This window comes from Pseudohalocynthiibacter sp. F2068 (assembly GCF_023015645.1).
Lineage (GTDB): Bacteria > Pseudomonadota > Alphaproteobacteria > Rhodobacterales > Rhodobacteraceae > Pseudohalocynthiibacter > Pseudohalocynthiibacter aestuariivivens.
On sequence record NZ_JALKAK010000008.1, the window covers coordinates 97280 to 119202 of the forward strand.

Consider the following 21923-nt stretch of genomic DNA (forward strand, 5'->3'; position numbering starts at 1 on the left):
TATAAACAAACCCGCGTACACAGAAAATTGGCAAAAATGGGGCGTTCTTTGCTGTTTTATGATAAACTGAGTTCACCTATTCGTGAATACAACTGACTGTGACTTGTAGCAATCAGCATACTACCGCAGAGTTTCGGCTGCAGGAGGAAATCTATGTCTCAAACAGTACCGCAGTTCAAAATAGTTGTCTTGGCAGTCGTGATGCTATTCGCCGTCGTGCTCGACTGTTCTCGCGCAAATGCGGGCTCCAGGGAAACGGCTATTTTCGCCGGGGGGTGCTTTTGGTGCGTAGAATCAGATTTTGAAAGCGTTTCCGGGGTAACCCGTGCCGTTTCCGGGTTCATAGGTGGAACGTCTGCGAATCCGACATACCGTCAAGTTTCAAACGGCGGGACCGGGCATCTTGAAGCCGTTGCAATAACATTCGATCCGGAAAGGATAACCTACCCCCAGCTTGTTCACTTGTTCTTTCGGTCAATTGACCCAACGGATGCTGGTGGTCAGTTCTGCGACCGGGGAGACAGCTATCGGACCGCGATTTTTTATACAAGCGAAGCACAACGACAAGCCGCTGAAGCCGGCAAGGCAGAGGCGAGGCGCGCGTTGGGCCAAAGAATTGTAACCCCTATTTTGCCAGCGTCCAGATTCTATCCCGCAGATGAATCACATCAAAACTACTACCGGGGCAGAAACCGCATCATCACGCGGTGGGGCGTAAAGCGGCAATCAGACGCATATGAAGCATATCGTCAGGCTTGTGGCCGGGACAGCCGCGTTAAGGAGCTTTGGGGTGCCGCCGCACCATTTGCGAGCCATCACTAAGTTCTGAGCGCCAAAAACTTTTCTACGTCACCACGACGCGGGATCGCATCCGCTGTTCCGTGCCGTGTGACTTTAATGGCCGCGGCTGCCGACGCCAGTTTGAGCGCCTCTCTTATTTCCATCTCCTGATCAAGCCCCGCAGCCAAATATCCCGCAAAGGTGTCGCCCGCACCCGTTGTATCAACCGCAGAAACATCAAACGCGCGTGTTTTTACGATACCCCCCGTTGCATGAGTCCGCCACTCGGACCCTTCTCCACCTTTTGTAACGAGCACGTTTGAAACAGGAAAATCTTCTAAATTCGTCTCTAATTCGGCGCAAAGCTGTTCCGCTTCAATTTCATTCAGCGCAAGAACCGAAAGGAACGGAAGTATCTCTCTGGTTTTTTCGACAGAGAAGGGTGCGGCTGAATAAAAAACGCGCATTCCTAATTCTGCGGCCTTTGCTGCCGTGAAGCATTGCAGCGATGTTTCGTTTTGTAAAAGCAAAATATCGCCGTGCTTAGCGCCGTTTAGAGCCTGCAGAATGCGTTCTTTATCTTGTTCAGCATTCGCCCCTTGAAAGATAACAATGGCGTTTTCGGCATGTTTGTCGATGTTGATTATTGCGTGGCCCGTCGGAACTTCGACAATTGCGATGTTAGCGACATCTACCCCAAATTCTTTTATCCGTTCTACCGCCCAGCGCCCGTCTTTTCCGACGGAACCTATATGCACAACAGCAGACCCGGCCCTTACCGCCGCAACAGATTGGTTTGCCCCCTTGCCGCCAAGCCCTTTCCGAAATCCGGTCGCTGCCAGCGTTTCACCAGGCTTCGGTAGGTGCGGAACATCATAAAAATAATCCGCATTTATCGAGCCAAGATTAAAAATGGTCATCTAACCGACCCTATTTGCCGCAATCACCGCCATGTTCAGAATGTCGTTCACGGTGGAACCCGTGGCGCAGATCTGCACAGGCTTATCGATACCTATTAAAATCGGGCCGATGACTGTCGCTCCGGCCATCTCCTGCATCAATTTAACAGAGATCGACGCTGAATGGCGCGCAGGCACAACCAAAACATTCGCGGGGCCTGTCAGACGTGAAAAGGGATAATGCGCCATCGCGTTCATGTTCAGGGCAACGTCTACTGTCATCTCTCCTTCAAATTCGAAATCGACACCGCGTTTTTCAAGAATCTCGGGCGCAAGGTGCATTTTTTCGGCGCGCTCTGACACCGGATAGCCGAATGTGGAAAAGCTCACAAAAGCAACACGCGGCTCAAGACCAAGAGTGCGCGCGACGCTTGCGCCACGTTCCGCAATATTGGCCAGATCTTCTGCATCCGGCCACTCGTGCACCAAGGTATCGGCAACCAGAACGACGCGGCCTTTGTGTAGCAGAGCGGTTACGCCAACTGCGCCAGTTTCGGCCGTTGCATCAAATACATGGTTGATGAGTTGGAGCACATTCGCAGATTTCCGCGTGGCGCCCGTAACCATACAGTCGCCATGGCCGTGCGCCAGCATCAAAGATGCAAACACGTGCCGGTCACGTGCCGCGAGCCTGTGGATGTCGCTATGGTCAAACCCGTGACGCTGCAGTCTTTTGTAAAGAAAGCTTTTATATTCTTCCAGATGTGTCGTGTTTGCGGCATTTACGATTTCAATTTCTGAAACCGCCTCTGCAAGTCCGGCAGCGCTTAGTTTTTCGACCACGTCCTGTTCACGCCCTACGACAAGAGCCGTTCCAAGGCCGCTACGTTGATAAGCAACTGCTGCACGAAGAACCCTCGGATCATCACCTTCAGCAAAAATCATGCGCGCTTGTGCTGCTTTGGCCCGGGTGTGAATGCTCCGCAACATTGAAGCCGTCGGGTCCATTCTGGCCTTCAGGGATTCGCGGTAACCTTCCATGTCGACAATGGGGCGACGCGCGACCCCCGTGTCCATCCCGGCACGGGCAACTGCCGGCGGGATAATGTAGATCAGCCTGGGGTCAAACGGTGTTGGGATAATGTAATCACGGCCAAACGTCAGCTTGCGGCCATAGGCCATCGCAACTTCGTCCGGTACATCTTCGCGAGCTAGTTCTGCAAGTGCACGCGCGCAAGCGATTTTCATTTCGTCGTTGATGGCGCGGGCATGAATATCAAGCGCTCCGCGAAACAGGTAAGGAAAGCCAAGAACGTTGTTCACCTGATTTGGGTAATCAGAACGGCCCGTCGCAACGATTGCGTCCTCGCGAACGGCATGTGCCTCTTCTGGCGTTATTTCCGGATCGGGGTTCGCCATCGCAAAGATAACCGGGTCTTTCGCCATGTTAGAGATCATTTCAGACGTCACAGCGCCTTTGGCTGAAACACCCAAAAACACATCTGCGCCTTTCATCGCATCGTCGAGGGTGCGTAGTTTGGTTTTGACAGCATGGGCTGATTTCCACTGGTTCATCCCCTCAGCCCGACCCTGATAAATTACGCCCTTGGTGTCACAAGCGATGCAGTTATCATGACGTGCGCCCATAGACTTTAAAAGCTCGATGCAGGCGATCCCTGCTGCGCCCGCTCCATTCAGAACGATCCGGCAATCCTCGATCTTTTTACCCGAAATATGAAGCGCATTGATAAGCCCTGCCGCGCAAATCACCGCCGTACCGTGTTGGTCGTCGTGAAAGACCGGAATATCCATCACTTCTTTAAGGCGCTGTTCAATGATGAAGCATTCAGGCGCTTTGATGTCTTCAAGGTTGATGCCACCAAAGCTGGGGCCCATCAGGCGTACGGCGTTTATGAACTCGTCTGCATCCTCGGTATCAAGCTCCAGGTCTATCGAATTCACATCCGCGAAGCGTTTGAAAAGAACGGCTTTGCCTTCCATCACTGGCTTGGACGCAAGCGCGCCCAAGTTTCCAAGCCCCAGGATGGCGGTACCGTTTGAAATAACGGCAACCATGTTTCCCTTGGTTGTATAGTCGTAAGCGAGCTCTGGGTTTTCTGCGATCGCCTCAACCGGAACAGCAACACCGGGCGAATACGCTAAAGACAGGTCACGCTGAGTGGTCATAGGCTTGGTTGCCGATATTTCATACTTCCCCGGTTTTGGGTCCATATGATAGGCGAGCGCCTCTTCTGCAGTGACTTTATTTTTATTCGCCATAATCTTTCGTCTTCCCTAGCTAAGGCTGCTTAACCTACACAAGAATCCGTTTCGTACAATATGATGATTCAACTCTTCCTTGCGAACGCCCGCAATGCGGGTCATTTTCGCGGTGCAGAGCGACCAGATTTGTTGCATTGTCACGTTGCAGGTTAGGCAAAGGAAGAAATCAGGACTATGGCGACGGCCGGCACCACCACTGTAACCCCAATGATGGCACAATTTCTGGAGATAAAATCCCAGTATAAAGACGCGCTTTTGTTCTATCGGATGGGTGATTTCTACGAGATGTTCTTTGACGACGCTGTGGCAGCGGCAGCTGCGCTCGATATTGCGCTTACAAAGCGGGGTAAGCACAACGGTGCTGATATTCCGATGTGCGGCGTCCCGGTGCATTCTGCTGAAGGATATTTTTTGACCCTCATTCGCAAAGGGTTTCGCGTAGCCGTTTGCGAACAGCTTGAAGACCCCGCCGAGGCGAAAAAGCGTGGTTACAAGGCTGTTGTAAAGCGGGGCGTCGTTCGGCTTGTTACGCCCGGGACTTTGACCGAAGATTCACTGCTGGAAGCACGGCGAAACAATTACCTTGCTGCGTTTGCAACCGTCAGAAATGAGGCAGCGCTTGCCTGGGCAGATATTTCAACGGGCGAGTTTCATGTGACCTCCTGCCCGCTTGTCCGATTGGGGCCAGAACTGGCGCGTCTTGCACCGCGAGAGTTGCTTATTGTTGATGAGAATGAACCAGATTGTGCTGATATAGTCTCTGATTTGGACGTTTCTCTCACTCCGCTCGCCCGATCAAGTTTCGACAGTACGTCTTCGGAAAAGCGTCTTACTGCGCTGTTCGATGTTAACACGATAGATGCCTTTGGTCAGTTTTCCCGGGCCGAATTGTCGGTCCTCGGTGCGATTGTCGAATATCTGGATATAACGCAAAAGGGGAACCTGCCACTGCTGCGCCCACCCGTTCGTGAAGGCGCGGGCGCGGTCATGCAGATTGACGCGGCTACGCGACGAAATCTTGAGTTGACGTGTAATATGGCGGGCGGTCGTGATGGCTCTTTAGTGGCCGCGATTGACCGAACAGTGACAGCGGGCGGTGGGCGGTTGCTTGAGAAACGTCTCTCAAGCCCCTCGATGGATCTCAGTACCATAGGGGCGCGACTGGATTCCATTTCCTATCTGCTGGAAAAAAGCAAACTTACGGCAGGCCTGCGCGCTACGCTTAAAAAATGCCCGGACATGGACCGCGCTTTATCCAGGCTTGCGCTTGACCGTGCCGGCCCCCGGGACCTTACGGCCATTCGTAATGGGCTCGGCCAGAGCCAACAAATTTCCAAGCGCCTGAAAGAAGAAAACCTACCGCCGCTTTTGGGGATCTCGGCGACCGCGCTTAATGGGCACAACAAATTGCTTGATCTGCTTGATGCGGCTCTCGTTGCCGAACCCCCTTTGCTGCTGCGCGACGGTGGCGTTATCGCGCCAGGATACGATGAAGAATTGGACGAGGCCCGGCTTTTGCGTGATGAGGGGCGTGGCATCATTGCGAAATTGCAAACCGAGTACGCCGATCAAACCGGAATCTCTACACTAAAGATCAAACATAACAATGTGCTTGGCTACTTCATCGAAACAACAGCGACACACGCGGCAAAAATGCTGTCCGAGCCGCTGTCAGAAGTTTTTATTCATCGCCAAACCACAGCAAATGCTGTTCGGTTTACAACGGTGCCCCTTTCCGAGCTAGAAACGAAAATTTTGAACGCTGGGCAGCGGGCCCTGTCTATAGAAAAACGTCATTATGCCGCCTTAAAAGAGGCTGTTTTGGCAGTTTCGGATAAGGTCTCTTCGGCCGCGTCAGCGATTGCGGAAATTGATTTGGCGGCTGCTTTTGCTGATCTGGCTGCGGGCGAAGGCTGGTGTAAGCCAACGGTCGACAACAGCCGTGATTTTGAGGTCATCGCTGGTCGACACCCGGTGGTTGAGCTTGCGTTACGAAAGCAGGGTGGTGCTGGCTTTATTGCGAATGACTGTGCGTTTCAACCTGGCGGCGGCGCAAGTATATGGTTGCTGACTGGCCCAAATATGGCCGGTAAATCAACGTTCCTTCGTCAGAACGCGCTTATCGCTCTGCTCGCGCAAATCGGTTGTTTTGTACCCGCAAAATCTGCGCGCATTGGCCTTGTTTCGCAACTGTTCAGCCGTGTTGGGGCGTCTGACGATCTGGCGCGAGGGCGCTCCACCTTTATGGTGGAAATGGTCGAAACCGCTGCCATTTTAAATCAGGCAGATGAACGAGCCTTCGTGATCCTAGACGAAATTGGGCGCGGAACGGCAACCTATGACGGGCTTTCCATCGCCTGGGCAACGCTCGAACACCTGCACGACGCCAACAAATGCCGCGCGCTTTTCGCAACCCACTATCACGAAATGACCACTCTCGCTGAAAAACTCTCTGGTGTCGAAAACTCAACCGTCGCTGTCAAGGAGTGGGAGGGCGACGTCATATTCCTGCATGAAGTTCGAAAAGGTGCCGCGGACCGGTCTTATGGAGTGCAAGTCGCGAAGCTGGCTGGCCTTCCTGAAGCGGTTGTCAACCGTGCGCGCGTTGTCCTTGAGGCGTTGGAGAAAGGTGAACGTGAAGGCGGGGTTCGCCAGAAAGCGCTGATTGACGATCTTCCGCTTTTTTCTATCGCGGCCACAGCGCAGCCGAGTGTCCCGGCCAAATCTTCGGCGGTTGAAGAAAGGCTGAACGAAACGCAGCCAGATGAACTTACGGCGAAGCAGGCTTTAGACTTAGTTTATGAGCTAAAAGATCTTTCGCGCGAAAAATAAGCCCCGGCTTGTAGCCGGGGCTTATCTTATTTCTTCGAAGGCGTTGATGAAACACCAACTTGCGCTGGCCGGAGCAGCCTGTCGTGCAGTAAGAAGCCTTCTGCCATAACCTGTATAATATCACCTGCTTTGGTGTCAGGGACCGGGGCTTCAAACATCGCCTGGTGCAGCTTTGGATCAAACCGATCGCCGACTTCCGGTGCAATTTGTTCGATGCCATGTTTTGCGAACACGGTTACAAGCTCGCGCATTGTCAGATCGATACCTTCAAGCAGCGCTGCGTTCGCTTGGCGCTGTTCATCAGTAACTGATTCAATTGCGCGCTTTAAATTATCGTGCACTGGCAGCATGTCACGCGCCAGTTTTGAGCCGCCATAATTTTCGGCTTCGCGGCGGTCACGCTCGCTGCGTTTGCGGGAGTTTTCCGCATCTGCCAGAACACGCATGAAGCGGTCTTTCAGCTCGTCCCGCTCTGCCCGCAAAACTTCGAGCTCGTCCAGCTCGATCTCTTCTTGCGTTGCTCCTTCTTCGTCTTTGGCAAAAAGCTCTGCCTCGATTGTCTCGATGTCGTCCAGAAAATCTTCTTTTTTTGCGTCAGCCATGACTTAGTCCCTTAGCTTCGGTCGGAAATCAGTTTCCCGACCAGCTGTGCCGTATAATCCACGATCGGTACAATCCGCCCATAGTTGAGCCGCGTGGGCCCGATGACCCCAACTGCACCGACAATCTTTCGATCAGCGTTCATATATGGTGAAACCACCAAAGAGGAACCCGAAAGTGAAAAGAGTTTGTTCTCAGAGCCAATAAAAATGCGAACGCCCTCTCCTTCTTCGGTTAATTCGAGGAATTCAGCGATATCGCGCTTTCGTTCAAGATCGTCAAACAGGTTTTTTATGCGATCAAGGCCCTCGGTGTCCGCCTCTTCATCCAGGAGATTCGCACGGCCCCTTACGATCAGACGTTCAGAATGCTGGCCTTCATTTTCCCAGAGGGCCATTCCGTTTTCAACCATGTCGCGGGCCAGTGAATCAATTTCCTGACGTCGGACTTTTATTTCATGGCCGACTTTAAACCGAAGCTCTGCGAGCGTTCTTCCCTCCGCCAATGAGTTCAGGAAATTTGCGGCCTCGCGGAGCGATGAAGGCGTTTGTCCCTTAGGCGGGGTGAAAACGCGGTTTTCCACGTGTCCGTCTGCAAAAACAAGAACAACAAGCGCACGGTCCTGAGCCAGGTGAATAAACTCTATATGCTTTATCGGTGCTTCGTGTTTCGGAGCCAGTACAAGACTTGCACCATGTGTGAGCCCCGACAGCGCTGAGCCTATCCTGTCGAGCATTGTTCCAACGTCACGCTCATTTGATCCGAGTGTCGCGTCGATTTTTTCGCGGTCGTCTTTATCTAGATCCCCAACTTCTAACAACCCGTCTACAAACATGCGTAGGCCTTGTTGTGTTGGTATACGGCCCGCCGAAACATGCGGGCTGTTCAAAAGCCCCATGAATTCTAAGTCTTGCATGACGTTTCGGACTGTCGCTGCGCTCACTTTTTCGCTCAACGTACGTGTCAGTGTACGGGATCCGACGGGATCACCGCTTTCGAGATAGTTTTCAACGACGCGGCGAAAAACTTCGCGCGAGCGGTCGTTCATTTCGTTATACATTTCTGAGCGATCTGCCATATCTCACCGTTATATATGCATACTGACATTAAATTGCACGCGTGGCTCGCATCAATCGTGCTTGCCTTTTTTGAGCAGGTCCGGGTATCACCCCGCAAGCTTATGATAGAGGATATTTTTATGCGCCCTTCTGCAAGACAAACCGATGAGATGCGTGCGGTTTCCATCGAGGTCGGCTTTACAAAACACGCCGAAGGATCCTGCCTGATCAAGATGGGAGAGACCCATGTGCTATGTACCGCGTCACTTGAGGCGCGCGTACCTCCGTTTCTCAAGAATTCTGGTCTTGGGTGGGTAACCGCAGAATACGGAATGCTGCCACGCGCGACACATACCAGAATGCGCCGCGAATCTGCCGCAGGCAAACAATCTGGTCGTACTCAGGAAATTCAGCGCCTGATTGGGCGCAGTCTTCGCGCGGGCGTTGACCGTGTTGCGCTGGGTGAGCGTCAGATAACGGTCGATTGCGACGTTATTCAAGCAGACGGGGGCACCCGCTGTGCCGCAATTACCGGCGGATGGATTGCGCTGCGCCTTGCTGTAAACAAACTAATGAAAACGGGCGAGGTCATTTCTGATCCATTGCTCGACCCGGTATCAGCTATCAGTTGCGGAATCTACGCTGGCCAGCCTGTGCTGGACCTTGATTACCCCGAAGATTCGGAAGCCGGCGTTGACGCCAATTTTGTGATGACCGGGTCTGGGAAACTGATCGAGGTTCAAATGTCCGCCGAAGGGTCAACCTTTTCACGCGAACAAATGAATGCCCTCATGGATTTGGCTGAAAAAGGCTCTGCAGAATTGACTGCTGCGCAACTTGCTGCGGTTGCCTGAAATGCGAAAGCTAACGGAAGGCAAATTGGTGGTCGCCACCCATAATGTTGGAAAGCTCCGGGAGATTTCTGCGCTTCTTGCCCCTCACGGGGTCGATGTTGTTTCTGCTGCTGCGCTTGGCTTTGACGAGCCGGAAGAAACAGAAGATACCTTCGCCGGAAACGCCCGCATAAAGGCGCATTTCGCTGCAAAAAAAAGCGGCTTGCCTGCTTTGTCCGACGACAGCGGCATTATGGTCGATGCGTTGGATGGCGCGCCGGGCGTTTACACGGCTGACTGGGCTGAAACACCAGATGGGCGCGATTTCCCAATGGCAATGAGTAAAGTTTGGTCAAAGCTTGAGGATATGGGCGCAAAAGAACCTCGTTCGGCCTCTTTCAATTGTACGCTTTGTCTTGCCTGGCCGGATGGGCATGACGAAATATTCGAGGGTAAAGTCGATGGGCGCCTTGTCTGGCCGATACGTGGTAGCCATGGCTTCGGGTATGATCCTATGTTTCTTCCAAATGGCGAGTCCGAAACCTTTGGCGAAATGAGCCCTGAGAAGAAACACGGGATGAGCCACCGCGCCGCGGCTTTTTCAGAACTGGTTGATGGATGTTTTGACTGAAGATTGGCAAAATGGGGGCTTTGGGCTCTATCTTCACTGGCCCTTTTGCCAGTCCAAATGCCCATATTGCGACTTCAACTCTCACGTCTCGTCGTCAGTGGATCAGGCCCGTTGGCAGCATGCATTCCTTTCTGAAATTGAGCGCGTTGGAGAAGAAACTGGGGGGCGCGTCCTAAATACCGTATTTTTTGGGGGCGGTACGCCCAGCCTGATGGACCCGGCCCTGGTTTCGGCGATTATTGAGAAAATCTCGGACACCTGGACGCTGGCCAATGATGTTGAAATCTCGTTAGAGGCAAATCCCACGTCAATAGAAGCTGGGCGTTTCCGTGGCTATCGAGACGCGGGCGTTAATCGCGTCTCAATGGGGGCTCAGGCGCTAAACGACGAAGACTTGAAACGCCTGGGCAGATTGCACAGCGCCGCAGAAGCTATGGAAGCCCTTGATATTGCTCGAAAAACATTTGATCGGGTGAGCTTTGATCTGATTTATGCGCGCCAGCATCAAGCTCTTGATGATTGGCGCGCCGAATTAGACACCGCGCTTTCATTGTCTCTGGACCATCTATCGCTTTATCAACTGACAATAGAGCAAGGCACCGCTTTTGGAGACCGATTCAACCGCGGCCGGCTTGGCGGACTTCCCGACGATAACGCTTCTGCGGATATGTATCTGGCGACCCAGGAGATCTGCGATACCGCGGGTCTTTCGGCCTATGAAGTCTCTAACCATGCCAAAAATGGCTTTGAATCGCGCCACAACCTGATTTATTGGCGTTACGGGGACTACGCCGGAATTGGCCCAGGCGCGCACGGTAGACTAACACTATTGGGCGAGAAAACAGCGATAGAAACTCATTCCTATCCTCAAAAATGGCTTGAGGCGGTTGAGGGTACAGGAACTGGCGAAATGTACCGGGAGCTGGTCAAGAAAGAAGATCAGGCGCTGGAATACCTGATGATGAGCCTTCGGCTTGCTGAGGGAATGGACCTGGACCGCTTCCATGCGCTCGCCGGTCATCGGATTAACCCACTTAATATCAATAGGTTAGCTGATCTGGGGATGGTGTTTAAGACTCGGGACCGGCTGGTCGCTACCCCAAATGGCCGTGTGTTGCTAAATTCAGTTCTTAGCGAACTACTGGCGGAATAATATGCGGCTGCTTTGGGTCAGCATTGGTCTTTTCACTCTCGCGCTCGGTTTAATTGGTGCTTTTTTACCAATTCTTCCAACGGTGCCCTTCCTGCTTCTTTCGGCGTTCTGCTTCGCTCGGTCGTCAAAGCGCTTGTATAACTGGCTTCTGTCGCATCCGGTTTTTGGACCCCCCATTCAAGACTGGCGAAAAAACGGCGCAATACGTCGCCGTGCCAAAATCCTGGCAACGGCATCAATTGCTACAGCGTTCATTGTACCATTTGCGCTTAGCGTCGCACCCTCCGTGCTAACATTGCAGGCCGTTGTACTTGTCGCTGTGCTGATTTTTATCTGGACTCGTCCAGAGGCATAGCTGTCAGTATCCGGCAAAGCTCATCCAGGTCTTCCAGCGTTTTGTACTTTATCAAAACTTGGCCGGAATCTTGGCCTGGCTTGTGGTCAACGTTGACTTTCATACCAAGGTTAGCTGACAGGTCTGCTTCTAAGGCGCGGGTATCCGCGTCTTTCTCTGCTCTCTGTGGCTTTGTTGCTGTCGGTTTTATCTTCGGCGCCTGAGCCAACCGTTCCGTTTCGCGAACGGACAAACCTTTCGCAACAATCTCTTTTGCAAGTTTCAGCGGATCTTCCGTTGTAATCAGCGCACGGGCATGTCCGGTCGTAAGATCGCCCGATCTAAGCATGTCCAGCACCGGTTCCGGCAGCTGAAGCAAACGCATCAGGTTGGCGATGTGGCTTCGGCTTTTAGAAAGCCCCTGGGCAAGCTTTTCTTGTGTATGGCCGAATCTGTCCATCAACTGTCGATAGCCCATCGCCTCCTCAACCGGGTTAAGATCAGCCCTTTGAATATTTTCTATAATTGCAATCTCAAGAACTTCGGTATCGCTGAAATCGCGTACAACGACAGGAAGCTCGTGCAGCTGTGCAACTTGTGCTGCGCGCCAGCGTCTTTCACCGGCAACAATTTGATAAGTATCTGTATTGTTAGGGTTTTCTCGGACAATAAGTGGCTGGATTACGCCTTTCTCACGAATTGACGCCGCGAGCTCTTGAAGGTTTTCATCAGCAAAACTTCGCCTTGGCTGGTCAGGGTTTGGGACAAGCTTCTCGATAGGGATTTTTCTGTCTGCTGCGGCAGGAACCGCCCCCTCGCTGCGTTCGTCTGCCTGGACATCAGCCATAAGCGCCGATAGTCCGCGTCCAAGTCCGCGACGCTCGTGTTTTTTGTCAGCCATCCTCGCCCCTCCCTATATTTAGTATTGTCCCGTGTCGTTGCGCTAATTCTTGAGCCAAGGCACGATATGCCTGACTTCCTTTGGAGCTTGAATCATATTCAAGCACCGAAAGCGCAAAAGACGGGGCCTCGCTTACGCGAACGTTTCGTGGAATTATGGTTTTAAACACCAAATCCCCCAGATTGTCCCGCGCATCTTTCTCGACCTGCAATGACAAGTTATTGCGGCTATCGTACATGGTCAGCACAATACCTTCGATCCTTAGGCCAGAATTCGCTGTTTGCCGTATCTCGCGGATCGTCAGCATAAGCTGCGATAGCCCCTCGAGCGCAAAGAATTCACTTTGCAGCGGCACAAGCACCGAATGCGCTGCGACCATGCCGTTAACGGTCAGCAAGCTCAGCGAAGGCGGGCAATCGATCAAAATGTAGTCAAGCTCAAAGAAATCGATTGCCGGCTGGCGAAGCGCGTCGTGCAAAAGAAAGCTGCGCTTCTCGCTCGAAAACAATTCTATATCAGCTGAGCTAAGATCGGTCGTCGCGGGAATGATCACCAATCCCTCTACCGAGGTTGGCTGCACTACATCGTGTAGTGCTGCGTCGCCCAGCAACAAGTCATAGGTGGTTAGCTTTCGATGATCTGAGTCGACGCCGAGCCCGGTTGATGCGTTTCCTTGTGGGTCAAGATCAACAATCATTACGTTCAGGCCAAGCTCTGCCAGAGCTGCGCCGAGATTTATTGTTGTTGTTGTTTTGCCAACGCCGCCTTTTTGGTTCGCCACGGCAATAATCTTTGGTCCTGTTGGTCGAGTCGGATCAGACACGCGCAATGTCTCCAAGTTTTAGAATAACGGCATTTAAATTTGTCTTACTCGGGAACTCTTGGCTTTTGAACGTCCAAGATGCAAGAGCTTCCTTTAATTCTTCTGCGTGGTTCGCACCCTTGGGAAAAAGAGCGGCACCGGACGGCGCAAGGTGCCGTTCTGCGTACTCACATAACTTAACTAGCGGTGCGAGCGCCCTCGCAGACAAAACGTCAGCTTTTAAGGGGGTTAGCCCCTCAATTCGTTCAGAAACAACATCTGTATTTACAGCTAATTCTCTGACGGCGGTACGCAGGAAAGTTGCTTTTCTTTTATCGCTTTCAACCAGGGTCATTTTCGTTTCGGGAGAGCGTTCTTTCAGCAACACCGCAACAACTAAACCGGGAAATCCGCCGCCTGCCCCAAAATCGGCCCAGTGATGGATCTCCCGAGTCACCAGATCACACAGTTGCGCAGAATCCAGAAAATGCCGCGTCCAGATTTCATCGATCGTCGCTTTCGAGACGAGATTTATCGTGGGATTCCATTTTTCCAGAAGTTCGGCGTAAAACTCCAACCGATCCAATGTTTCACGTGAAACATCTATCTCCGCGCAAAACGCACCCCTGCCGTCGCGAGCCGTCACGCAGAGCGCTTTCTTTTCGCCTGCTGAAGCTTAGCTAGCAAAAGAGTCAACGCCACTGGCGTAACACCTTCGATTCGGCCAGCTTGCGCAAGTGTCTGGGGTTGAACGGTTTTCAGTTTATTTTTAAGCTCGTTTGAAAGCCCGTTCAAACCATCGTAGTCAAAATCCGAAGGTACCTTGTGCTGCTCGTCCCTTCGCATCGCCTCAACGTCTTTCGCTTGCCGGCCGATGTAATTCTCATAGACGGCATCGCGCGAAAGCTGAACTTTCACATCCTCTGAAATATCGCTCATCGATGGGTCAAGTTTTTCAAGCAAGCCAAAGGTAACATCCGGAAACGACAACAGCCTGTATCCGGAACGCCGAACGCCATCCTGATTAATGTTTATTCCCTCAGCGGCGATTTCTTTCGGCGTTATCGAAAGCGCTAACAGTTTTTCTTTCGCGGAGGCGAGCGCATCTCCTTTTTCCTCAAATGCTATGCGCCTGGCCTTACCCACACATCCAAGGTCAATGCCAATCGGCGTCAAACGCTGATCAGCGTTATCGGCGCGGAGCGACAAGCGAAACTCTGCGCGAGAGGTGAACATGCGGTAAGGTTCAGAAACACCCCTTGTTATCAGGTCATCAACCATGACGCCGATGTATGAATCTGCGCGGCTAAAAATTACTGGCTCTCTACCGGTTGCCACCAGTGCCGCGTTCAAACCAGCGACAAGCCCTTGCGCCGCAGCCTCTTCATACCCGGTTGTTCCATTAATCTGGCCGGCCAAATACAGTCCGGGCACAGTTTTCGTTTCCAATGTCGGCTTTAATGCCCGCGGGTCCACGTAATCATATTCAATCGCGTATCCCGGCTGAACAATCTCTGCGTTTTCAAGGCCGTAGATCGAATTTACATAAGCTTTCTGTACATCCTCGGGCAGCGACGTTGATATACCATTCGGGTAAATGGTGTCTGTATCCAACCCCTCGGGCTCCAGAAAGATTTGATGTGAGGTTTTATCAGCGAACCTTACGATCTTGTCCTCAATAGACGGGCAATAGCGTGGCCCGACACCGTCAATGTGCCCGCCGTACATTGCGGAAAGCTCTAGGTTTTTCCGAATTATTTCATGCGTCTGTTCATTCGTATGCGTGATACCGCATGAAATTTGCCGCGCCGTAACTGACTTTGACATAAAGGAAAACAGGGTTGGCTCGTCATCGCCTGGCTGTGTTTCCAGCAAGTCCCAGCGGATTGTGCTTCCTTTAAGGCGTGGTGGCGTTCCCGTTTTAAGGCGCCCCAACGCAAAACCAAACTCGTCCATCCGTTCGGCCAGTTTGACGGATGGCTTGTCACCAATCCGGCCTCCTGGGCGCGATACATTTCCAATGTGAATTACACCGCGCAAGAAAGTGCCTGTCGTCAGAATGACAGATTTCGCAAAAATCTCTGCTTCATCTTGCAGTTTCAGCCCGCTGACTTTGCCGTTTTTAACTACTAAATCAACAACCTCGCCCTCAATCACAGTCAGGTTTTGGGCACATGAAATCTCTTCCTGCATCGCGTTTCGGTACAAATTTCGGTCCGCTTGCGCGCGCGGCCCCTGAACTGCCGGGCCTTTGCGTCGGTTTAGAAGGCGAAACTGAATACCCGCTTTATCAGCGACGCGGCCCATTGCACCGTCAAGCGCATCAATCTCGCGCACGAGATGACCCTTACCAAGACCGCCAATCGCCGGATTGCAGGACATCACACCAATAGAACCAAAGCTGAGAGTTACCAATGCTGTGCGCGCACCCATCCGGGCAGACGCGAGAGCAGCGTCAGCGCCAGCGTGGCCTCCGCCAACAACTACAACATCAAATCCCCGATGTTTCACGTGAAACATTCCTTACTTTCCAAGACAGAAACTCGCGAAAATTTCGTCCAATATGTTCTCGACATCCACCAACCCTATCAAAGAATCCAGAGCGCGAATGGCTGTCCGGATCTCTTCGGCCGCCAGCTCGGCGCGATCCGGGCCATTCATTACCTCATTTCGCGCTGATTCCAAAGCCTTCATCGCTCGTTCAATTGCGATCCTGTGGCGGTCGCGGGTTGCGGTCGCTGCGGTCGCAACCCTTACATTCAGAATCTTTACAATTCGCGCTATAAGTTCCGACACCCCGAGCCCGGTTTTCCCCGATACGCTAAACCCATCGTTGCCCCTTAGGTCACCTTTACCTTTGACTACGATATCATCGGCTTCCGGCTGCAATTCAAGGTATGATCCTTCATCACCCTGCAAGAACACACGCATGTCGGCTAGCCTTGCGCGCTCCATCGCCCGCGCAATGCCGATCCCTTCGACGTAATCCTCTGTTTCGCGCAGACCTGCAGTATCTAGTACCGTGACCGGAAGACCGTTCAGATCCATACGCACTTCGATGACATCGCGCGTGGTGCCTGCGTACTCAGATGTTATTGCCGCTTCCCGTCCCGCCAGGGCGTTCAGCAAAGTCGATTTTCCAGCGTTAGGCGGTCCGACAATTGCCACTTCAAAGCCGTCTCTTATTCGTTCAGAAACCGCAACGCCCCGTGCTTCTTCTTCCAGCGATAATCCAACTTCCGCCAGCAGCTCCAACACTTCTGGCGATACATCAACAGGTACGTCTTCGTCTGCGAAATCTATTGTTGCCTCAAGCAACGCCGCTGCCCGAATAAGCCGGCTCCGCCAAACTGCTGCTTTGTCACCAAGGGCACCTGTCAGCACCCGCAGGGCCTGCTTGCGCTGCGCTTCTGTCTCGGCCTCTATCAGGTCCGCAAGCCCCTCTACCTGCGCCAGATCAAGCTGTCCGTTTTCCAGAGCACGGCGCGTAAATTCACCCGGCTCTGCTAGCCTGAGATCTTCCTGTTTTTCCAATGCTCTGAGTACTGCGGCCACGGTTGCCTGACTGCCATGCAAATGCAGCTCTGCAGATTGCTCGCCTGTAAAACTGTGACCCTCGACAAAGGTCAAAACCAACGCTTCATCCAGCAATTGACCCGCGTCATCCCTCAAAGGCCGTAGCCCGGCCACGCGTGGTTCTGGCAATGACCCGGCAAGGTTTTCGATCGCAGAAAAAGAGCGCGGGCCGGATAACCGGATAACCGCAACACCCGCTTTTCCGCGGGCTGTCGCCAGGGCATAAATCGTCTCCATTTTTAACTAACTATTTGTTTTAGTTAAATAATTATGTATTCATCGAGTCGAAGAATTCAGCATTCGATTTCGTTTGCTTAAGTTTCGAGATCAGGAATTCGATTGCATCGGTCGTACCCATTGGGTTGAGGATACGGCGCAGCACGAATGTTTTCTGCAAGTCAATTTTATCAACCAGCAGGTCCTCTTTCCGGGTGCCTGACTTCAGGATATCCATCGCCGGGAATACGCGCTTATCCGCGACCTTACGATCAAGAACGATTTCTGAGTTACCGGTGCCTTTGAATTCTTCAAAGATAACTTCGTCCATCCGGCTGCCCGTATCAATCAATGCTGTCGCGATGATGGTTAGCGAGCCGCCCTCTTCAATGTTCCGTGCAGCGCCGAAAAACCGCTTAGGCCGCTGTAGTGCGTTTGCATCGACACCACCCGTCAGGACCTTACCAGAGGACGGCACAACCGTATTAAAGGCACGCCCGAGACGCGTGATAGAGTCAAGCAGGATAACAACGTCACGCTTGTGTTCGACAAGCCGCTTCGCTTTTTCAATTACCATTTCAGCAACAGCAACGTGGCGGGTTGCAGGTTCGTCAAACGTTGAAGACACAACCTCGCCTTTAACTGAGCGCTGCATGTCCGTCACCTCTTCGGGACGTTCGTCGATCAAAAGAACAATCAGGTAGCATTCTGGATGGTTCATCGCGATCGAATTCGCGATGTTCTGCAAAAGAACAGTTTTACCTGTACGAGGTGGCGCAACAATCAATCCGCGCTGACCCTTACCAATTGGCGCAACAAGGTCGATTATGCGGGCTGAACGGTCTTTCGTAACCGCGCCTTCAACTTCCATCTTGAGGCGCTCATCGGGATAGAGCGGCGTAAGGTTATCAAAAGCGACTTTGTGTTTTGCTTTTTCCGGCTCTTGAAAGTTAATCGCCGCGACGCTGATCATGCCAAAATAGTTTTCGCCGTCCCGCGGTGCTTGAATCACGCCCTCGATTGTATCACCCGTCCGCAGCGAAAACTGACGAATCATTTCTGGTGAAACATAAATGTCGTCTGGCCCAGCGAGATAGTTTGCTTCGGGTGATCTTAAAAAACCAAACCCGTCTTGCAAAACTTCTAAAACACCATCACCGGATATTTCCCATCCATCGTCCGCGCGTTCCTTGAGGATCGAAAACATCATGTCGCCTTTTCGCATGGTCGACGCGTTTTCGATCTCAAGCTCCTCAGCCATCGACAGAAGATCTTTGGGCGTTTTTATTTTCAGGTCAGCAAGGGACAGGCATTCTTTCGTCATTGGGGTGCTCTCTGGACCGGCCTTATTGGCGCACGGTCAATGTTCAGTGGGGAATCTACCCAGCCGGACGGCTGGTTTCGATAGACCAAATAGGGCCAGAACCCCTGCAAGTCAACATTCCTTAGAAAGGTCGCACCACCACTGAGGTAACAATTACCAACAAAAGAATTGTGGGAACCTCATTCATCACCCGGTATCGCCGCCCGGTCAAAGTATTTTCACCTCGTAAAAAATCTTTTCTACGATACCCAAGCCAATGATGAAACCATGTCATACCAAGCACCGCTGCAGCTTTTAACCACGGCCAGACAAACGCCCAGGTTACGACGCCAGGGGTAAAGACAAGCAACAAACCAAACACCCAGGTCGAAACCATAGCCGGGTTCATAATCAGGCGAAGAAGCTTAACTTCCATCTTCTGAAACAATTCATCTGTATCTGACCCTTTTTGAACTTCTTCTGTGTGATAGACAAAAAGGCGAGGAAGATAAAAAAGACCTGCCATCCAAGCGATAACTGAAACAATATGAAGCGTCTTAATCCAAGGATAAAAATCTGTAAGGATGTCGGTCATTCTATATCGCCCCCAAGTTTCTACACTATCTTTCTAAATTAATAAAAGAAGAAGAAAAGAGATGATGATTATGTAGCGATCAGGAATTCTCTGGATTAAATAGTTATTCACAGAATGGTACAGATAAGAAAAACCTGTGTGTAAATGGCAGATAACCCGAGGATAAAAAAAAGAACAAAAATTACTTATTTATTACAAATAGTTACATAGAAATTACAGAAATAATTTGTGGATAAATACGGTTAATTCAGAGAGCGGGCGATTTCTCCACAAAAAGATTTTATCCTTTCCCACCGGGGATAAAAATGCTGGATAGCGACTGAACTAAGGCGAGAATACAGAACTTCGGCGAAAACCATTTTTTCGCCCAATTTACCCATAACTAATACAATCAATCATCCACAGGGTCTTCAACATGTCACAGCGGATCATTCTAGCGTCAGGTTCCGAAATTCGTCAGAAACTTTTGAAAAATGCTGGAGTCCCCTTTGAAGTTCAGATTGCGCGCGTGGACGAAGAGAGCATCCGGAATTCTCTTTTGGCAGACGGGGCCTCGCCGCGGGATGTATCTGATGCGCTGGCTGAACAAAAGGCCCGCTGTATGAGCCAGAAAAACCCAGAAGCGCTTATAATCGGTTGTGATCAGATACTGGAAGTTTCTGGCGCTATACTCGCGAAACCGAAATCAGTTGACGAGGCGCGCGCCCAACTTGTGCACTTACGCGGATCACGCCATAGTTTGCTTTCTGCGGTCGTCGTCTATGAAGGTGGCGCGCCAGTTTGGCGACATATCGGGCAGGTAAGGTTGCATATGCACAGTTTTTCGGATTCATATCTAGACGCCTACCTCGGCCGAAACTGGCATAGCATTCAACACTCGGTCGGTGGCTATAAACTGGAAGAAGAAGGCGTAAGGCTTTTTTCCAAAATAGAGGGTGACTATTTCACGGTTCTGGGGCTCCCATTGCTGGAACTTCTGTCGTATTTTTCTCTGCGAGGGGTATTGGAAAAATGAGCGAGCAAAAAATTCCACTGGCAGGTGTTGTAGGATCTCCGGTATCGCACAGTAAATCGCCGGCACTACACGCGCATTGGTTAAAAACCTACGGTATCAGGGGCCACTACATTCCGATGGATGTGGCCTATGACGATTTGAAAGAAGCGATCCGGACACTGCCACGTCTTGGGTTTGTCGGAGTGAACGTAACGATTCCACATAAAGAGGCGGTGTTGGAAATTGCAGATCTCGTGACCGACAGGGCAGCATTGATAGGTGCCGCGAATACATTAATCTTTCGCAAAGATGGCAGGGTGCATGCAGATAATACCGACGGCTACGGATTTATAGAAAATCTAAGGCATGGAGCCCCCAACTGGCGGCCAGACGCTGGCCCGGCCGCGGTGATTGGCGCCGGTGGCGCGGCGCGCGCTGTTTTGGCGACTTTGATAGAAGTGGGCGTCAAAGAAATTTTTCTATCCAATAGAACCCGATCAAGAGCGGATTCACTGCGCAGTGAATTTGGAACAAGGATAAAGGTGTTTGATTGGGTGCAGTCAGGCAATATGCTCGATGACGCAGCGACAGTGATAAATACATCTTCGCTTGGCATGGTGGGTAAGCCAGATTTTCGGATCCCGCTGGACGGGCTAAATAAAAAAGCAGTTGTTACAGATTTGGTCTACGCCCCGCTGAAAACAACGCTCTTGAAAGCCGCCGAAGAAATGGGGTGTCAGACAGTCGATGGTCTTGGAATGTTGTTGTATCAGGCAGCGCCCGCATTCGAGCGGTGGTTCGGAGTAAGACCCACCGTAGATGAGGCGACAAGGAAGGCTGTATTGTCGGTATGAAAAAACCATTTTTTCTTGGTTTGACCGGCTCCATCGGTATGGGAAAGTCCACGACCGCACGACTTTTTGCCGAAGCGGGCATCCCGGTGTGGGATGCTGATGCCGCAGTTCACAGGCTTTATGGAAAGGGCGGTGAAGCCGTTAGATCAATACGGGCCCTGTGTCCGCAGGCGGTTGTGGACGGAGTTGTAGACCGAGGGACTTTGAAAGCATGGATTGCGTCAGACGCAACGGCACTAAAACAGATTGAGGTTATTGTTCATCCACTGGTCGCTAAAGACCGCCAGAGATTCATCGAAGAAACGAATTCGGATATACTCCTGTTCGACATTCCGCTGTTGTTCGAGCTTGGAACCGAGTCAACGATGGATGCAACTGTGGTGGTTACAGTTCCCGAAAATATTCAACGCGCCCGAGTTCTCGAACGCCCCGGGATGGATGAAGGGCAGCTAGACCTTATTCTCTCAAAGCAGATGCCGGATTCCGAAAAGCGAAACCGTGCCGACTTTATCATAGAAACGCTGACACTGGACGAGGCGCGCGCCGCTGTTCATGATGTGCTTGAAAAAGTAAGAAAGCGGATTGCGAATGCGTGAAATCGTTCTTGATACGGAAACGACAGGATTTGAGCCAGAGCAAGGTGACCGCATCGTTGAAATCGGCGCAGTGGAGCTGTGGAACCAACTGCCGACGGGAAAAACGTACCACCAATATATCAACCCAGAACGGGAAATGCCGCAGAGCGCATTTGAAGTACACGGTCTTGGCGACGAGTTTTTATCAGATAAGCCGGTATTTAAAGCGGTAGGTCAGGAATTCCTCGATTTCGTAAAGGATTCGCAGCTGGTGATTCATAATGCCAGTTTTGACATGAAATTTCTGAATGCAGAGCTGAAATGGGCGGGCCTTCCATTGTTGCCCATGGGCCAGGCATTTGACACGCTTGCTGTCGCACGCAAAAAATTTCCGGGATCACCAGCGTCTCTTGATGCTTTGTGCCGAAGGTTCGGAATCGACAATACAGCACGAACACTTCACGGTGCCCTATTGGACTCCGAAATACTGGCCGAAGTGTATCTTGAACTTATTGGTGGTCGTCAGCCAGATTTCGCTCTGGCTTCGGATGCAGCCTCGTCAAACTTAGTGGGCTCTGAAACAGAATGGCGTCCCCGTCCGCGCCCGGTTTCGCTACCATCAAGACTCACAAAAGAAGAAGCTGCCGCTCACACCGCACTTGTTGACGCGATGGGCGACGGCGCACTTTGGAAAAACTAGGTTC

General features: G+C 51.7%; 21 protein-coding genes. 10 read left to right on the forward strand and 11 right to left on the reverse strand.

Annotated elements, in window-relative coordinates; genetic code table 11:
- Positions 1–153: 153 nt before the first annotated feature.
- Positions 154–822: a peptide-methionine (S)-S-oxide reductase MsrA gene (gene msrA, locus MWU63_RS11010; protein ID WP_213889643.1), complete on the forward strand. Its 669-nt coding sequence runs from the start codon at positions 154–156 to the stop codon at positions 820–822.
- Here the strand turns inward: msrA and MWU63_RS11015 are convergent.
- Both MWU63_RS11015 and MWU63_RS11020 read right to left on the reverse strand, forming a co-directional pair.
- Positions 819–1700, reverse strand: coding sequence for a ribokinase (locus tag MWU63_RS11015; protein WP_247077881.1), 882 nt, complete (start codon positions 1698–1700; stop codon positions 819–821). The two genes, msrA and MWU63_RS11015, sit on opposite strands and share 4 nt — an antisense overlap.
- Positions 1701–3959, reverse strand: a complete 2259-nt coding sequence (locus MWU63_RS11020; RefSeq protein WP_247077883.1) for an NADP-dependent malic enzyme — start codon at positions 3957–3959, stop codon at positions 1701–1703.
- Between the two features lie 177 nt (positions 3960–4136).
- Between MWU63_RS11020 and mutS the strand changes: the two genes are divergently transcribed.
- Positions 4137–6794, forward strand: a complete 2658-nt coding sequence (gene mutS, locus MWU63_RS11025) for a DNA mismatch repair protein MutS (RefSeq protein ID WP_247077886.1) — start codon at positions 4137–4139, stop codon at positions 6792–6794.
- A gap of 26 nt (positions 6795–6820) precedes the next feature.
- Here the strand turns inward: mutS and MWU63_RS11030 are convergent, their stop codons facing one another.
- Positions 6821–7396 carry a nucleotide exchange factor GrpE gene (locus tag MWU63_RS11030; protein WP_213889648.1) on the reverse strand — a complete coding sequence of 192 codons (576 nt, stop codon included), beginning with the start codon at positions 7394–7396 and terminating at the stop codon, positions 6821–6823.
- 11 nt (positions 7397–7407) lie between these two features.
- Entirely contained in the window at positions 7408–8472 is a 1065-nt protein-coding gene (gene hrcA / locus MWU63_RS11035) for a heat-inducible transcriptional repressor HrcA (protein WP_213889650.1), read from the reverse strand.
- A gap of 120 nt (positions 8473–8592) precedes the next feature.
- Between hrcA and rph the strand changes: the two genes are divergently transcribed.
- Genes rph through MWU63_RS11055 form a run of 4 tightly spaced genes read left to right on the forward strand, consistent with a single transcriptional unit; the run spans position 8593 to position 11424 of the window.
- Entirely contained in the window at positions 8593–9306 is a 714-nt protein-coding gene (rph, locus tag MWU63_RS11040) for a ribonuclease PH (protein WP_213889652.1), read from the forward strand.
- Between the two features lies 1 nt (position 9307).
- A complete protein-coding gene (gene rdgB, locus MWU63_RS11045) occupies positions 9308–9916 on the forward strand; it encodes an RdgB/HAM1 family non-canonical purine NTP pyrophosphatase (RefSeq protein ID WP_247077888.1) in 609 nt (202 codons plus the stop codon).
- A complete protein-coding gene (gene hemW, locus MWU63_RS11050) occupies positions 9900–11069 on the forward strand; it encodes a radical SAM family heme chaperone HemW (protein WP_247077890.1) in 1170 nt (389 codons plus the stop codon). Before rdgB ends, hemW begins: the two co-directional genes overlap by 17 nt.
- A 1-nt stretch (position 11070) precedes the next feature.
- Positions 11071–11424: a YbaN family protein gene (locus MWU63_RS11055; protein ID WP_213889658.1), complete on the forward strand. Its 354-nt coding sequence runs from the start codon at positions 11071–11073 to the stop codon at positions 11422–11424.
- Here MWU63_RS11055 and MWU63_RS11060 read toward each other — a convergent pair.
- The 7 genes from MWU63_RS11060 to hemJ form a co-directional block, all read right to left on the reverse strand.
- Positions 11399–12304: a ParB/RepB/Spo0J family partition protein gene (locus MWU63_RS11060; protein WP_247077892.1), complete on the reverse strand. Its 906-nt coding sequence runs from the start codon at positions 12302–12304 to the stop codon at positions 11399–11401. The genes MWU63_RS11055 and MWU63_RS11060 overlap by 26 nt on opposite strands.
- Entirely contained in the window at positions 12297–13127 is an 831-nt protein-coding gene (locus tag MWU63_RS11065; RefSeq protein ID WP_213889660.1) for a ParA family protein, read from the reverse strand. Before MWU63_RS11065 ends, MWU63_RS11060 begins: the two co-directional genes overlap by 8 nt.
- Positions 13120–13752, reverse strand: a complete 633-nt coding sequence (gene rsmG / locus MWU63_RS11070) for a 16S rRNA (guanine(527)-N(7))-methyltransferase RsmG (RefSeq protein WP_213889661.1) — start codon at positions 13750–13752, stop codon at positions 13120–13122. Before rsmG ends, MWU63_RS11065 begins: the two co-directional genes overlap by 8 nt.
- A complete protein-coding gene (mnmG, locus tag MWU63_RS11075; protein ID WP_247077894.1) occupies positions 13749–15626 on the reverse strand; it encodes a tRNA uridine-5-carboxymethylaminomethyl(34) synthesis enzyme MnmG in 1878 nt (625 codons plus the stop codon). The genes rsmG and mnmG overlap by 4 nt, the downstream gene beginning before the upstream one ends.
- A gap of 3 nt (positions 15627–15629) precedes the next feature.
- On the reverse strand, positions 15630–16919 hold the full coding sequence (mnmE, locus tag MWU63_RS11080) for a tRNA uridine-5-carboxymethylaminomethyl(34) synthesis GTPase MnmE (protein WP_213889664.1): 1290 nt from the start codon (positions 16917–16919) through the stop codon (positions 15630–15632).
- A 31-nt stretch (positions 16920–16950) separates the two neighbouring features.
- Complete coding sequence (rho, locus tag MWU63_RS11085; RefSeq protein WP_213889665.1) at positions 16951–18222, reverse strand: transcription termination factor Rho; 1272 nt, start codon at positions 18220–18222, stop codon at positions 16951–16953.
- Between the two features lie 121 nt (positions 18223–18343).
- Complete coding sequence (hemJ, locus tag MWU63_RS11090) at positions 18344–18796, reverse strand: protoporphyrinogen oxidase HemJ (RefSeq protein ID WP_213889668.1); 453 nt, start codon at positions 18794–18796, stop codon at positions 18344–18346.
- Between the two features lie 415 nt (positions 18797–19211).
- On the opposite strand from hemJ, the gene MWU63_RS11095 reads away from it, so the two are divergent.
- From MWU63_RS11095 to dnaQ, 4 genes are read left to right on the forward strand one after another with little or no spacing between them, the layout of a single operon-like run.
- Positions 19212–19811 (forward strand): Maf family nucleotide pyrophosphatase, encoded by a 600-nt coding sequence (locus tag MWU63_RS11095; protein ID WP_213889669.1) that lies wholly within the window; start codon positions 19212–19214, stop codon positions 19809–19811.
- Positions 19808–20644, forward strand: a complete 837-nt coding sequence (locus tag MWU63_RS11100) for a shikimate dehydrogenase (protein WP_213889672.1) — start codon at positions 19808–19810, stop codon at positions 20642–20644. Before MWU63_RS11095 ends, MWU63_RS11100 begins: the two co-directional genes overlap by 4 nt.
- Positions 20641–21240, forward strand: a complete 600-nt coding sequence (gene coaE, locus MWU63_RS11105) for a dephospho-CoA kinase (RefSeq protein ID WP_213889674.1) — start codon at positions 20641–20643, stop codon at positions 21238–21240. The genes MWU63_RS11100 and coaE overlap by 4 nt, the downstream gene beginning before the upstream one ends.
- Positions 21233–21919 carry a DNA polymerase III subunit epsilon gene (gene dnaQ, locus MWU63_RS11110; RefSeq protein ID WP_213889677.1) on the forward strand — a complete coding sequence of 229 codons (687 nt, stop codon included), beginning with the start codon at positions 21233–21235 and terminating at the stop codon, positions 21917–21919. The genes coaE and dnaQ overlap by 8 nt, the downstream gene beginning before the upstream one ends.
- Positions 21920–21923 lie beyond the last annotated feature (4 nt).